At 60.5% G+C, this 14,156-nt stretch carries 14 protein-coding genes; 10 read left to right on the forward strand and 4 right to left on the reverse strand.

The features are described from left to right. Window positions 1-3: 3 nt before the first annotated feature. Together LOY43_RS06635 and olsB are read right to left on the reverse strand one after the other, a co-directional pair. The gene (locus LOY43_RS06635; RefSeq protein ID WP_258709373.1) at window positions 4-798 is read right to left on the reverse strand and encodes a 1-acyl-sn-glycerol-3-phosphate acyltransferase; all 795 of its coding nucleotides are present in this window, start codon (window positions 796-798) and stop codon (window positions 4-6) included. Beyond that, a complete protein-coding gene (gene olsB, locus LOY43_RS06640; RefSeq protein WP_093438600.1) occupies window positions 798-1,553 on the reverse strand; it encodes an L-ornithine N(alpha)-acyltransferase in 756 nt (251 codons plus the stop codon). Before olsB ends, LOY43_RS06635 begins: the two co-directional genes overlap by 1 nt. Before the next feature lie 153 nt (window positions 1,554-1,706). Here olsB and LOY43_RS06645 point away from each other — a divergent pair, with 153 nt between their 5' ends. The 5 genes from LOY43_RS06645 to LOY43_RS06665 all read left to right on the forward strand — a co-directional run bounded on the left by LOY43_RS06645 (window position 1,707) and on the right by LOY43_RS06665 (window position 6,066). Next, complete coding sequence (locus tag LOY43_RS06645; RefSeq protein WP_220558246.1) at window positions 1,707-2,585, forward strand: acyl-CoA dehydrogenase family protein; 879 nt, start codon at window positions 1,707-1,709, stop codon at window positions 2,583-2,585. Between the two features lie 181 nt (window positions 2,586-2,766). Next, window positions 2,767-3,840: a serine hydrolase gene (locus LOY43_RS06650; RefSeq protein ID WP_095049166.1), complete on the forward strand. Its 1,074-nt coding sequence runs from the start codon at window positions 2,767-2,769 to the stop codon at window positions 3,838-3,840. Next, on the forward strand, window positions 3,837-4,133 hold the full coding sequence (locus LOY43_RS06655) for an amidase (protein WP_220558247.1): 297 nt from the start codon (window positions 3,837-3,839) through the stop codon (window positions 4,131-4,133). The genes LOY43_RS06650 and LOY43_RS06655 overlap by 4 nt, the downstream gene beginning before the upstream one ends. Before the next feature lie 183 nt (window positions 4,134-4,316). Continuing rightward, a complete protein-coding gene (locus tag LOY43_RS06660; protein ID WP_095049168.1) occupies window positions 4,317-4,907 on the forward strand; it encodes a YceI family protein in 591 nt (196 codons plus the stop codon). A 1-nt stretch (window position 4,908) separates the two neighbouring features. After that, window positions 4,909-6,066: a phosphatidylserine/phosphatidylglycerophosphate/cardiolipin synthase family protein gene (locus LOY43_RS06665; RefSeq protein ID WP_258709374.1), complete on the forward strand. Its 1,158-nt coding sequence runs from the start codon at window positions 4,909-4,911 to the stop codon at window positions 6,064-6,066. A gap of 132 nt (window positions 6,067-6,198) precedes the next feature. On the opposite strand, the gene bglX is transcribed toward LOY43_RS06665, so the two are convergent. After that, window positions 6,199-8,490, reverse strand: a complete 2,292-nt coding sequence (bglX, locus tag LOY43_RS06670; RefSeq protein ID WP_258709375.1) for a beta-glucosidase BglX — start codon at window positions 8,488-8,490, stop codon at window positions 6,199-6,201. A gap of 262 nt (window positions 8,491-8,752) precedes the next feature. Between bglX and LOY43_RS06675 the strand changes: the two genes are divergently transcribed. The 4 genes from LOY43_RS06675 (at window position 8,753) to LOY43_RS06690 (ending at window position 12,280) form a co-directional block, all read left to right on the forward strand. Then, complete coding sequence (locus LOY43_RS06675; RefSeq protein ID WP_093438567.1) at window positions 8,753-9,361, forward strand: LemA family protein; 609 nt, start codon at window positions 8,753-8,755, stop codon at window positions 9,359-9,361. A gap of 13 nt (window positions 9,362-9,374) precedes the next feature. Further along, window positions 9,375-10,127 carry a YgcG family protein gene (locus tag LOY43_RS06680; RefSeq protein WP_220558251.1) on the forward strand — a complete coding sequence of 251 codons (753 nt, stop codon included), beginning with the start codon at window positions 9,375-9,377 and terminating at the stop codon, window positions 10,125-10,127. Between the two features lie 33 nt (window positions 10,128-10,160). Next, window positions 10,161-10,778 carry a TPM domain-containing protein gene (locus LOY43_RS06685; protein WP_038358258.1) on the forward strand — a complete coding sequence of 206 codons (618 nt, stop codon included), beginning with the start codon at window positions 10,161-10,163 and terminating at the stop codon, window positions 10,776-10,778. 284 nt (window positions 10,779-11,062) lie between these two features. Further along, window positions 11,063-12,280 carry an SAM-dependent methyltransferase gene (locus LOY43_RS06690; protein WP_258709376.1) on the forward strand — a complete coding sequence of 406 codons (1,218 nt, stop codon included), beginning with the start codon at window positions 11,063-11,065 and terminating at the stop codon, window positions 12,278-12,280. A gap of 111 nt (window positions 12,281-12,391) precedes the next feature. On the opposite strand, the gene LOY43_RS06695 is transcribed toward LOY43_RS06690, so the two are convergent. Further along, window positions 12,392-13,282 carry a DMT family transporter gene (locus LOY43_RS06695; RefSeq protein WP_220558253.1) on the reverse strand — a complete coding sequence of 297 codons (891 nt, stop codon included), beginning with the start codon at window positions 13,280-13,282 and terminating at the stop codon, window positions 12,392-12,394. Between the two features lie 292 nt (window positions 13,283-13,574). Here LOY43_RS06695 and LOY43_RS06700 point away from each other — a divergent pair, with 292 nt between their 5' ends. After that, window positions 13,575-14,156, forward strand: a complete 582-nt coding sequence (locus LOY43_RS06700) for a DJ-1/PfpI family protein (protein ID WP_095049176.1) — start codon at window positions 13,575-13,577, stop codon at window positions 14,154-14,156.

The raw sequence follows: 14,156 nt of genomic DNA on the forward strand, positions 1-14,156 counted from the left end.
TTTTCAGGCGGCGATCAGTTCGCCTGCACGACGCGGTTCGGCCGGTTTCGCCACCTCACCAAACAACGCCTTCTGCACCGCCTGCTGTGCTTCAAATGCCAACGCCGCACGCTCACGACCCTGACAGGCAAGCGGCTTGAGCAGATGGACTTCGACATCGCCGCAATCATTGCTGAACAGACGCATCAGGTGCGAGAGCAGATCATCATCACCAATGAACGGCGCCAGCGCATCGATCTTGCCATCACGCAGATAACGGATCGCCACCGGTTGCAGCATCACCTCGGAATCAATCGCCGCCGCCAGCAAGCGACCATGAAAGGTACGCAGCGAGCGGCCATCGGTGGTGGTGCCTTCCGGGAACATCAGCAGGGCGTGGTCGGTTTGCAGGTGACGGGTCATCTGCTTGCGGATCAACTGGCTGTCGCCCGAACCGCGACGGATGAACAGGCTGCCAGCCTTCGCCGCCAGCCAACCAGCCACCGGCCAGGTACGCACTTCGGCCTTGGACAGAAACGACAACGGCGTGAGCATGCCGAGCAGCGGAATATCAGTCCACGACACATGATTGCTGACCCACAGCATCGGCTGTTTCGGCAGCTCACCGTGCACGGTCACGCGAAAGGGCAGGGCATTGCTCAGGCGCGCCATGAAGAAGCGCGACCAGCGCTGACGCCGTTCCATCGAATGCGCCAGGCCAATTCGTTCAAATACGCCAAAGACAGTGGCCATGGTCAACCCCAGCGCCACCACCAGCAGCACCCGCGCGATCCGCGCGTACACCCGCAGCCGGCTCATCACACGGCCGCCTTGAAGTGCTTGGCGTAGCGCGGGCAGAGTTCGTCGCGCTTGAGCAGGATAAACACATCGGCGACCTGGAAGTCTTCGTCCCAGCACGGCTCGCCGCAGATCTTCGCGCCCAGGCGCATGTAGGCCTTGAGCAGCGGCGGCATTTCGGCGATCACGTTGGAAGGAATATCCAGCGTCGGCAGCGGATTTTTCGGTTCGGCGCGCAGGTGTTCGGTGCACAGATAGCGTTCACGCAAACGCTGCATGATCGCGTGGGCCTGGATGCCGCCGTCTTGCATAGGAATGCTCGCGCAACCCATCAAGTAGCTGTAACCGCCCTGATTCAACACTTCGGCCAATTCGCCCCACAACACCGCAATGGTGCCGCCGTTGCGATAGGCCGGGTCGACGCAGGTGCGACCGATTTCGAGGATCGGGCCTTGCAGATGCGTCAGGCCGTGCAGGCTGAATTCTTCTTCGCTGTAAAACTTGCCGAGGCTGCTGGCGGCGGTGTGATCGAGCAGACGCGTGGTCGCCACCAAACGGCCGGTGTTCAAGTCACGCACACCGATGTGGCTGCAGTGAACATCATAATCATCCATGTCCAGACCCAGTTCCGCGCCTTTCAGTTTGGCGTTGAACTCGCCGCTGAAGACGTTGAAGCGTAAGGCCTGGGCTTGCTGCAAGGCCTCGGCGCCGATCAGGCGTTCGGCTTGCAGGCGGCGTTCATTGCCGGTGTCGCTGATGCGGGCGATCTGAGTCATGTGAATCTCCGTACGGGCCTTTAACCCGTCGTGGGTTGCAGCCGATCGACTTTCTTTATGCAGCCGTGTTGTGCAAAGTCAGGCTATGTAGCCCCGGTGTCATCGCCATGAACGTTCGGTGATGCTTATATGACAGCCCACAAGGAGCCTCTTATGCCCTGGCCAGATTTGCTGCACCGCCGTGAACGATTGCCCGCCGTTGCTGACCTGGCCGAGGGTTTTGCGACGTTGTTGCAGCAACTGGGCAACGTCACCCCGTTCGAATTGGCGGTCGCGGGCGGGCGGCGGATGGCGACGCCGGGGCTGGCGTTTCTGGTCGGTTACCAGGCGGCATTGCGCATGTTGTGGCCGAGTGCACCGCTGAGCCTCGGTGCGTTGTGTGCGACCGAACAGCGCAGTTTGCGCCCGGCGGACATGCACACGCGGCTTGCCGATTTACGTCTGAGCGGACGCAAGGATTTTGTCACCGCCGGCGATGCGGCGGACTGGTTGCTGATCGCCGCGCGCAGTGAAGAATCCGGTGAAACGCCGCGCCTGAGTCTGGCGGTGGTGTATCCCGGCGAACCCGGCGTGACCGTGGAGAAGCTGCCGGCGCTGCCGTTGATGCCTGACATCAGCCATGGTCGGCTGCAGCTTGATAACGCGTTGTGCGAGTTGTTGGCCGGCGATGGTTGGGACGCTTACGTCAAACCGTTCCGCACCCTGGAGGACGTTTATGTGCTGAGCGCGATGACCGCGTGGCTGTATGGCGTCGGCCAGGACAGTGACTGGCCGCAGGCGCTGCAATTGCGCTTGCTGGCGCTGTTGGCCGGGTGTGCGGAGGCGAGTCGGCAACCGCCGAACAATCCGGCCGGGCATGTGTTGTTGGGCGGGTTGTTTGCGCAGTTTGAAGCGCTGGAGGGGGAGGTGAGTCAGGCGTTGACTTACGGGCCGGCAGAATGGGCGCAGATGTGGCAGCGGGATCGGGGGGTGATGCAGTTGGCCTCTGGCGCTCGGGCCAAGCGGTTGGCCAAGGCACTGGTGGTGTCCTGACTGGCCCCATCGCTGGCAAGCCAGCTCCCACAGGTTTCACAGGTGTTCACAAAATTTGTATCCACTCAAGAACCCTGTGGGAGCTGGCTTGCCAGCGATGGCGATTTCATGGAAAAGCAAAATCTCAAATTTGTCATGAGTCCCGACTAATCTCAGCAGGTTCTCCCCAAGAGCCCTCACCATGCGCAAAGGCCTGTCGCTGTTTCTGCTACTGATCAGCTTCACCGTTCACGCCGAACAATGGCCGGGTGAAGAATGGCCAATCGGCACGACGATCACCGATACCGGAGCGCTGGATAATTACGCCTTCCCACCCCGCGACGACACAACCCGCAAAGGCATCCGCACCGATGCCCTGCTGATCATCCACGACGGCCAGATCCTCTACGAACGTTACGCCGGCCCGACCACCGAACAAACCCCGCATCTGACTTGGTCAATCAGCAAAAGTCTGATGGCCACCGTCCTCGGTATGGCGTATGGCGAAGGCCTGTTCAAACTCGAAGCCCCGGTCGTGCAGTTTTACCCGCCGCTGGAACAACACCCGGCCATCAAAATCGCCGATCTGTTGCACTGGGCCTCCGGTATCGACTGGCAGGAAGACTACGAATACGCGCCGCTGAAATCCTCGGTGGTGGCGATGCTCTACACCCGGGGCCATCGCGACATGGCCGCGTTCACCGCCGATCACGATGCTTACGCCGAACCGGGGCAGGCCTTCCGTTATTCCAGCGGCGACAGCAACCTGCTCGCGGCGGCGTTGAAAAATATCGTCGGCCCGCAGCGTTATCCTGATTATCCGTGGACGGCGTTGTTCGAACCGTTGGGCATCCGTCACGCCGTTTGGGAGACTGATGCCAACGGCACGTTTGTCGCGTCGTCTTATGCTTACCTGACAGCGAGGGATCTGGCGCGCGTCGGTCTGTTGATGGCCCGTGACGGGCGCTGGAACGATCGGCAATTGCTGCCCAAGGAGTGGGTCGACTTCAATCGGCAGCCCTTCGCCGGCTACAAGGCTCATCAGGACGAAGCGGTGCCCGGCGGTCAATGGTGGCTCAATCGCCCGGCCGATGGCGCCTTGTCACCGTGGCCCGATGCACCGCTCGACACCTTCGCGGCCCTCGGCCACTGGGGCCAGGCGCTTTACGTGATCCCCAGCGAGAAACTGGTGATCGTGCGATATGGCGATGATCGCGACGGCAGCTACCGTCACAACGAGTTGCTTAAGCGTGTGCTGAAGGCGGTGCGCCCATGAAGCGCTTATTCCTGTTAATGCTGGTCCTGTTGCTCGGCTGGGTCGGCTACGAGCGCGAAAATCTGTGGGCCTTCCCCGACATCATCAGCGCCTACACCGCCAAGGAATATTGTTCCTGTCGTTATGTGATGAACAATGATGCCGAGTACTGCCGTGGCTATGTAAAACAATGGCTGCCGACCAGCCAATTCACGGATGACAGCGCGAACAAAACCATCACGGTCAGCGGCATGGGCCGCAGCAACCGCGCCCAGTGGCAAAGCGAACGGCAAGGCTGTCGCCTGAATCCCTGAAACACCCGATTGTTTTTTGTGGGAGCGAGCCTGCTCGCGAATGCAATAGCAGGCGCACCTTCTCTGTTGAGGCAGATGACGTCTTCGCGAGCAGGCTCGCTCCCACCGGGTGTGATCTTCAGTTTGCAATAACAGCGTGGGCGGTTAAGGTTCGTGCAGGTTTATCGGCCCTACGAGTGTTCAATGTTCAACCGCTCTCTCTGTGCAACCCTGTCCAGTCTGCTGCTCGCCACCGTCGCGTTGCCGGCGCAGGCCAATTGGTATCTGGACGGCGAGTCGTCGCGGCTGTCTTTTGTCAGCACGAAAAACACCCATATTTCCGAGGTGCAGCGCTTTCTGGTGTTGCACGGCAAGGTCGACCCCAACGGTCGCGCCGAAGTCGAAGTCGAGCTGGATTCGATCAACAGTGGCATCCCGCTGCGTGACGAGCGCATGCGCAAGGAGCTGTTCCAGATCGAGCAATTCCCCGAAGCGACCATCACCACCCAGATCGACCTGCGCCCAATCAACGATCTGGCTCCCGGTGCGCAGCTGGAATTGCGTCTGCCGCTGACCGTCAACCTGCACGGCAAGCAACACGAATACCCCGCTGAGCTGCTGGCGACGCGCCTCGATGACCGGCGTTTTCAAGTGGTCACCCTGGAGCCGCTGGTGATCAACGCCGAGGATTTCGATCTGGTGCCGGGGCTGGAAAGCCTGCGCAAACTCGCCGACCTGTCGGCGATCAGTCTGTCGGTGCCGGTGGGTGCGGTGCTGATTTTCACGGCGCGCTGACATGCGCGGCGCGGTGTTCCCGTGGCGCGATGGCAACCGCTTCGAGCTGTTGATCGATGGCCCGCAATTCTTTCCGCGCATGCTTGAGCAGATTGCTGGCGCGCAGGAGCAGATCGAACTGGAGTTGTATCTGGTCGAGGCCGGCGCCTGTGCCGAAACCATCGTGCAAGCGTTGGTGCTGGCCGCCGAGCGTGGTGTGCGCGTGCGCTGCCTGTTCGATGATTACGGCAGCCTCGCGTTCACCCTCAATCTGCGTCAGCGCCTGACCCATGCCGGGGTTGAACTGCGTTTCTACAATCGGCTGAACTGGCGGCGCTGGGTCGGCAATTTCTATCGTGATCATCGCAAGTTGCTGTTGGTCGATCAGCGTCTGGCAGTGGTCGGCGGCACCGGAGTCACTGATGAGTTCTGGACACCGGGGCACGACACCAGCGAGTGGCACGAAGTGATGGTCGAGATCAGCGGCCCACTGGTGATCGACTGGCAATTGCTGTTTGACCGCCAGTGGATTGCCAACCGCTATCGCCGCGCCTGGCGCCCGGCCGCGCATTTCGGCTTGCCGCGATTACCACGCGTACCGGACAAGGGCGAGGGCATGGGCCGCGTGGCGTATGCCGACGCCCGCCAGCATCGCGACATTCTGCAGTCGCTGTTCCGCGCTTTGAACAGTGGGCAAAAACGCATCTGGATGGCCACACCGTATTTCCTGCCGACCTGGAAAATCCGCCGCTCCCTGCGCAAGGCTGCTGCACGCGGAGTCGATGTGCGTTTGCTGCTGACCGGGCCGCGCACCGATCACCCGTCAGTGCGTTACGCCGGGCATCGTTACTATCCGCGACTGCTCAAGGCTGGCGTGCAGATCTTCGAATATCAGCCGTGTTTCCTGCACTTGAAAATGGTGCTGGTGGATGATTGGGTGAGCATCGGTTCGTGCAACTTCGATCACTGGAACCTGCGCTTCAATCTGGAGGCGAATCTGGAGGCGCTGGATCCGTCGTTGACGGCAGCGGTAGAGGCGAGTTTCGTGAAGGACTTCTGGCTGAGTCAGCAGGTGAGTCTGGAGGAATGGCAGCGCCGGCCGTTGTGGCGACGGGTGAAGCAGCGGGTGTGGGGCTGGGTGGATCGGGTGGTGGTCAACATCCTCGACCGCCGCGGATAACCGCTCACCTGATGATCGTTCCCACGCTCTGCGTGGGAATGCAGCCCGTGACGCTCCGCGTCACTGGACGCGGAGCGTCCCTTGAGGCATTCCCACGCGGAGCGTGGGAACGATCAGCCGAGCAAAAACCGGTTACAGCAATTCAAAGCTCTGCTGCGTCACGTCCTGGGAATCCAGGCCGATCTGCACGTTGAACTTGCCAGGCTCCGCCGCGTATTTGAGCTGGGCGTTGTAGAACTTCAGGTCATCCTCGCTGATGGTGAAGTGCACGACTTTCTGTTCACCGGCCTTGAGCATGATTTTCTGGAAGTTCTTCAGTTCTTTCACCGGACGAATCATCGAGCCGGTGACGTCCTGAATGTACAACTGCACCACGGTTTCGCCGTCACGCTTGCCGGTGTTCTTGACCATGACGCTGGCGTCGAGTTTGCCGGTGGCGTTCAGGGTGGTCGACGACAGCGCCATGTCACTGAGGGCGAATTGGGTGTAGCTCAGGCCATAACCGAACGGGAACAGCGGCCCGGTCGTGTCATCGAAATACTGCGAGGTGTAGTTGCCCGGTTTGCCCGGCGTGAACGGCCGGCCAATGCTCAGGTGGTTGTAGTAAGTCGGGATCTGGCCCACGGAGCGCGGGAAGGTCACCGGCAGTTTGCCCGACGGGTTGTAGTCGCCGAACAGCACGTCGGCGATGGCGTTGCCGCCCTCGGTGCCGCTGAACCAGGTTTCCAGAATCGCGTCAGCCGACTGGTTCTCTTCGAGAATGGTCAGTGGGCGGCCGTTCATCAGCACCAGCACCAGCGGTTTGCCGGTGGCTTTCAGCGCGCGGATCAGCTCACGTTGGTTTTCCGGGATGTTCAGGTCGGTGCGGCTGGAGGATTCATGAGACATGCCACGGGATTCGCCCACAGCCGCAACGATTACGTCAGCGTCCTTGGCGGCTTTTACCGCTTCGTCGATCAGCACGTTGGCCGGGCGCGGGTCATCGACCACTTCCGGCGCATCGAAGTTGAGGAAGTTCAGGTAGTCGAGCACCTTCTTGTCGCTGGTGATGTTGGCGCCACGGGCGTAGATCAGGTTTGACTTGTTGTCGATCACCGAACTCATGCCATCGAACAGCGTGACCGATTGCGCAGGGCGCCCGGCGGCGGCCCAGCTGCCCATCATGTCGATCGGTGCTTTGGCCAATGGGCCGACCAGCATGACTTTTGCGTCTTTCTTCAGCGGCAGGGTTTCGTTCTGGTTCTTCAGCAGCACCAGACTGCGACGCGCCACTTCACGGGCCTCGGCGCGGTGCAGGCGGCTTTCGGCGTAGGTGTCGGCCGGATCATCTTCAGCCTTGCCGATGCGCAGGTACGGGTCTTTGAACAGGCCCATGTCGTACTTGGCCGCGAGCACTTCGCGTACGGCGTTGTCGATGTCTTTCTGTTCGATCTCGCCGGACTTGAGCAGTCCCGGCAGCTCTTTGCCGTATAGGGTGTCGTTCATGCTCATGTCGATACCGGCCTTGATCGCCAGCTTCGCCGCTTCACGACCGTCGCGGGCGACGCCGTGCTTGATCAGTTCGAAGATCGCGCCGTGGTCGCTAACCGCCAAGCCCTTGAAGCCCCAGTCTTTGCGCAGCAGATCATTCATCAGCCAGGTGTTGGCGGTGGCCGGAATGCCGTTGATCGAGTTCAACGCGACCATCACACCGCCAGCGCCGGCATCGATCGCGGCGCGGTACGGTGGCAGGTAGTCCTGGTACATCTTCACCGGGCTCATGTCGACAGTGTTGTAGTCGCGACCGCCCTCGACCGCGCCGTACAGGGCGAAGTGCTTGACGCTGGCCATGATGCTGTCGGCCGCGCTCGGGGTGGCCCCCTGATAGGCGCGCACCATGACGCCGGCAATGCGTGAAGTCAGGTAGGTGTCTTCACCGAAGCCTTCGGAGCTGCGGCCCCAGCGCGGGTCGCGGGAGATGTCGACCATCGGCGCGAAGGTGATGTCGAGGCTGTCGGCAGCGGCTTCTTTAGCAGCAACGCGCCCGGACTGACCGATGGCGTCCATGTCCCAGCTCGAAGCGAGGGCCAGTGGAATCGGGAAAATCGTACGGTGACCGTGGATCACGTCGTACGCGAAAAACATCGGAATCTTCAGGCGGCTGCGCATGGCGGCGTCCTGCATCGGACGGTTTTCCGCGCGGGTGATCGAGTTGAACGTGCCGCCGATGTTGCCACCGGCAATCTCCTTGCGGATCAGCTCACGGGGCATTTCCGGGCCGATGCTGATCAGGCGCAACTGGCCGATCTTCTCGTCGAGGGTCATTTGCTTCATCAGGTTGCTGATGAACGCGTCCTTGTTTTCCAGAGGTACCGGGGTCGTGGCGGCCAATACTTGATGACTGGCCAGGCTGACGAACAGACCCAGCAAACACAGCTTCTTCATGAATAGTTTTCTCAAGGGCCCATGCGGCAATGCAACGCCGGCCAGCCAAAATTTAGGGAGCGACTATTGTTGTTCGGGTACAGGCTCAAAGAAACAGAGCCAAAAAACGGCAGCCGACACTTGGCCGCATGATCACGCAGGGCACTTTTTAGCCCATTGCCCCGTCGTAATCCAGCGACGCGGCCGATTATGCCCCAACAGCCCGCTGAGAATGTTTCGCGCTCGGTTTTTATAATGATATGTGCCAAGGAGCATCACTGCGATGAATGTAAGCCCAACCAATCGCTCGCGTTTGCAGGTCGCCACACTGCTGGTGCTGGCCACGCTGTTGACCGCGTGCGGAATCAACAATATCCCGACCCTCGACGAACAGGCCAAAGCTGCGTGGGGCCAGGTGCAGAACCAGTACCAGCGCCGCGCCGACCTGATCCCCAACCTGGTGGAAACGGTGAAGGGTTATGCCAAGCATGAAGAGGAAACCCTCACGGCAGTGATTGAGGCGCGGGCGAAAGCGACCTCGATTCAGGTCGACGCCAGCACCCTCGACAATCCCGAGAAACTCAAGCAATTCCAGCAGGCGCAGGACCAACTGACCGGCGCATTGAGCCGCCTGATGGTGGTGTCCGAGCGCTATCCGGATCTGAAAGCCAACCAGAACTTCCTCGCCCTGCAATCGCAGCTGGAAGGCACGGAAAACCGCATTGCGGTGGCTCGCCGCGATTTCATTCTGGCGGTGCAGAAATACAACACCGAGATCCGCACCTTCCCCGGTCGCCTCTGGCACAGCGTGATGTACAGCGATCTGCCGATCCGCGAAACCTTCGAAGCCACCACGCCCGGCGCGGAAAAGGCCCCGGAAGTGAAATTCTGATTCGAGGTTGTCCATGCGCGTGTTGAAAATGGGTCTGGTGCTGATGCTGTGGCTGTTCGCCGTCAGCGCCCAGGCCGAGTTGACGTTCCCGGCGCTGAGCGGGCGGGTGGTGGACGAAGCGCAGATGCTCGAGCCGTCGGTGCGCACGCAACTGACCCAGCAGTTGCAGGCCCACGAACAGGCGACCGGCGAGCAGTTGGTCGTGGTCACGCTGCCGGATCTGCAAGGTACGACCATCGAGGACTTTGGCGTTCAACTCGGGCGTCATTGGGCGATTGGTCAAAAGGACAAGAACAACGGCGCGCTGCTGATCGTTGCCCGTGACGAGCGCAAACTGCGCATCGAAGTCGGTTATGGCCTGGAGGATCGGCTGACCGATGCGCAGACTTCAGTGATCATCCATCAAGTCATCACGCCCGCGTTCAAGAGCGGCAATTTCAGCAAAGGCATCAGCGACGGCGTGGCGGCGATGCTGGTGGTGCTGGGTGGCAATCCGCTCGATGAACCGTCGACGGTGTATGAATCCACCGGTGATCCGTCCGATGATTTCATCTCGCGGCATCCGGCATTGTTTGTGTTTTTGGTGATGTTGTTCATCCTGACGGTGTTTGTCTGCCAGATGCTCGGTATCCTGCCTGCCGGCCGGGGCGGCTCAGGAGGAGGGGGCGGCTTTGGCGGTGGTGGTTTTGGCGGCGGCGGTGGAGGTGGAGGCTTCAGCGGCGGCGGGGGCAGTTTCGGCGGCGGTGGTTCGTCCGGCGGCTGGTGATATCAGAAGAATAATGAGCAGGCACTTTTCAACATGGCACTACTGACCGAACACGAACAACGCAAAGTCGCCGAGGCGATTGCCCGGGTCGAGCGCGACACCGACGCCGAACTGGTGACGGTGCTAGCCGCGCGCGCCGATGACTACGCGTACATCCCGCTGCTGTGGGCGAGCCTCTTGGCACTGGTGGTGCCGGGCGTCGTGCACTACCTGACCGGCTGGCTGACCCTGCGCAGTCTGCTGTTGGTGCAGTGGGGCGCGTTTATCGTGCTGTGTCTGCTGTTTCGTTTGCCGAAAATCACCACTCATTTGATCCCGCGTCGCGTGCGCCACTGGCGCGCCTCGAATCTGGCGCGGCGGCAGTTTCTAGAGCAGAACCTGCACCACACCGTGGGCAGTACCGGCATGCTGATTTTTGTCTGCGAGGCGGAGCGGTATGTGGAGATTCTGGTGGATGAGGGGATTTCCAAGCGGTTGGATAACAAGAGTTGGGATGCGATTGTCGCGGCGTTTACCGAGCAGGTCAGGCAGGGGCGCACGCTGGAGGGATTTGTGACGTGTATCGAGGCGTGTGGGGAATTGCTGAAGGTGCATGTGCCGGTGACGCAGGTGAGGAATGAGTTGCCGAATCGGTTGATTGTGCTGGGGTGAGACAAACCCTCACCCCAGCCCTCTCCCGGAGGGAGAGGGGGCCGACCGAGGTGTCTTGCGCTCGACATCGACCTGAAAAACCGTGTCGATTATGGATTCAAGGCAAATCGTTCAAGTCGGTGTATCTCGTCAATATCCCCCAATCAGTCCCCTCTACCTCTGGGAGAGGGCTAGGGTGAGGGCCGCTTTAACCAACCGTTCGGTAAATAAGAGCGTGTCCCCAACCCCCATCCCCCCTAAAATACCCGCCATTCCCGATTTCGCCCGTCCGAGGCCGCTTTTCCATGTCCGTTACTGCCCCGTCCATCAAGCCTGCGCCCGATCACCACGCCCAGTTCATCGAGCTGCTGCAAACCAGCCTCGAACAGAACGGCTTCATCAAACTGGTGCTGGCCAAATACGTCGGCGAAGAAGTGGATCTGCAGCGAGTCATCATCAAACCGGTGACGGTCAAGGCGCAGCCGAATCTGTCGTTCGTCTATCGATACAAAACCCGCGACATCACCAAAAACCTGCCATTGGCTGACGGTGTGACGGCGATTGCCGAGTTGTTGCCGGCCTCGTTCAAAAATGCCCATTTACTCGCGGTGACTGATGAAGCCCAGCTCGAATACAGCAAAAAGGGCAAGAGTTCGCTGTTCAAGAGCAGGCCTCAGCAATTGCGCGAAGCGCCGTCTGCCGAGCACAACCGCGAGAAAAATCGCTTCCTCGAACTGAGCCGACCGTTCCTCAAGGACCTGGGCGTGACCAACGCGCAGCATGAGCTGATCCCGGCGATGTCACGCAAGTGGAAGCAGATCAACAAGTTCATCGAAGTGTTCAGCCATGCCCTGACCTCGTCGCCGCTGGCGCTGGACAAACCAGTGCGGGTGGCAGATTTCGGTTCGGGCAAGGGCTATCTGACGTTCGCCATTCACGATTACCTGCGCAATACGCTCAAGGCTGAAGGCGAGGTCACCGGCGTCGAGTTGCGTGAGGAAATGGTCAACCTGTGCAACGCCGCTGCAGCGAAACTCGATCACCCGGGGCTGGTGTTCAAGTGCGGTGACGTGCGCAGTGTGGCGCCGAGCGAGCTGGACGTGATGATCGCCCTGCATGCCTGCGACATCGCTACCGATTACGCGATCCACACCGGCATCCGTTCCGGCGCGTCGATCATCATGTGCTCGCCGTGCTGCCACAAACAGATCCGCCTGCAGATCCAGAGCCCGGCGCTGCTCAAGCCGATGCTGCAATACGGTTTGCATCTCGGTCAGCAAGCGGAAATGGTCACCGACAGTCTGCGCGCACTGTTCCTTGAAGCCTGCGGCTACGAGACCAAGGTCTTCGAATTCATCTCGCTGGATCACACCAACAAGAACAAAATGATTCTGGCGGTGAAGCGCGCCGAGCCGGTGGACCCGGCGCAGTTGTTGGTGAAGATCGAAGAATTGAAGGCTTTCTACCACATCAGCGAGCACTGCCTGGAAACACTCCTGCGCGCCGACGGCTACCTGACCTGACAAGATCTGAAATAAAACCACTATAGGAGCTGCCGCAGGCTGCGATCTTTTGATCTTAAAAAACAAGATCAAAAGATCGCAGCCTGCGGCAGCTCCTACAAGGGAATGTGTTCAGGCTGTGGCAGGTTGGGCAGGGCGCACGGCGGTTTTGCGCCCGAGCGTGACCGTTGCAATCACGCCACAGGCAAACACCCAGGTAATCGGCTCGACATGTTCGCCAAAGAACAGCGCCGAAAACGCGATGGTGAAGAAGATCTGCAGCAACTGGATCTGACTGACCCGGGCGATCCCGCCCATGGCCAGCCCTGCGTACCACGCGAAAAATCCGAGAAACTGCGAAAACAGCGCCACATACCCGAACGCCCACCAGGCCTTGGCCGACACTGCGCCCTGATGTTGCAGGGCCAGATACAGCACCGGCCCGATCAACAACGGTGTCGACAGCACCAGCGCCCAGCAGATCACCTGCCAGCCGCCCATCTCCTTGGCCAACCGGCCACCTTCGGCGTAGCCCAGTCCTCCGACGGCAATCGCGCCGAGCATCAACAGATCACCCGCCTGAATGCTGCCGGCCCCGGTGTATAGCGCATAACCGAGCACCAACGCACTGCCCAACGCTGCGCAGGCCCAGAAGGCTTTTGACGGCCGCTCATGGGACAACCACGCGGCATACAGCGCCACGCACAGCGGTTGCAGTCCGTTGACCAAGGCACCGTGGGACGCCGGCAACGTTTGCATGGCCCACGCCGACAACACCGGGAAACCCAGAATCACCCCGGCGATCACCAGGCTCAGGCCTTTGACTTGCTGCCATGTCGGCCACTTCTCGCGACGCCACAAAAGCAACAGCGCCGCCGGAATCGCCGCGAACAATGCGCGGCCCAAACCGTTGAGCAGCGGATGCAGTTCCTGCACCACGATGCGGGTGAAGGGCAGGGTGAGGCTGAAAATCACCACGCCGAGCAGGCCGAGGGCCATGCCGGTGTTTTCGCGCGAGGACATGATGGGGGACCGGAATTGAAGGTGGCAGGGAATGACCTTCATAAAGCCATAAACCTTGCAGTTCGGGCTGTTACAGCTAGGCACAGACTTATCCGTACAGTTTGAGATCGCATCGCTGGCAAGCCAGCTCCCACAGTGTCCGAGTTGAACACAACATCGGTGGTCGCCTCAGAACCTGTGGGAGCTGGCTTGCCAGCGATGAGTCAACTCGGTAGTAGCCGGTTGTTACCCGACCTCGCGGATAAGGTCTACCTTGAATACTCCCAAGCATTCCCCCAGAGGAGTCCTCCCCATGGCCGCGAAAAAGATCCTGATGCTGGTCGGCGATTACGTCGAAGATTACGAAGTGATGGTGCCGTTCCAGGCCCTGCAAATGGTTGGTCACACCGTCCACGCCGTGTGCCCGGACAAGGCTGCCGGCAAAACCGTGCGCACCGCGATCCATGACTTCGAAGGCGATCAGACTTACAGCGAAAAGCCCGGTCACCTGTTCGCCCTCAACTTCGACTTTGCCAAGGTCAGCGAGGCCGATTACGACGCGCTGCTGATCCCCGGCGGTCGGGCGCCGGAATACCTGCGCCTGAACGAAAAAGTCCTCGACCTGGTGCGCGCCTTCGACAAGGCCGGCAAACCGATTGCTGCGGTCTGCCACGGCGCGCAATTGCTGGCAGCGGCGGGCGTGCTTGAAGGGCGCGAATGCAGTGCCTATCCGGCCTGCGCGCCGGAAGTGCGACTGGCGGGTGGTACGTACATCGATATCCCGGTGACGGACGGCCACGTTCAAGGCAATCTGGCCACAGCCCCGGCATGGCCGGCGCATCCGAACTGGCTGGCCGGTTTCCTTGGTTTGCTCGGCACCAAAATCACCCTGTAA

Origin of the sequence: Pseudomonas sp. B21-041, assembly GCF_024748675.1 — a bacterium.
GTDB lineage: Bacteria > Pseudomonadota > Gammaproteobacteria > Pseudomonadales > Pseudomonadaceae > Aquipseudomonas > Aquipseudomonas neuropathica.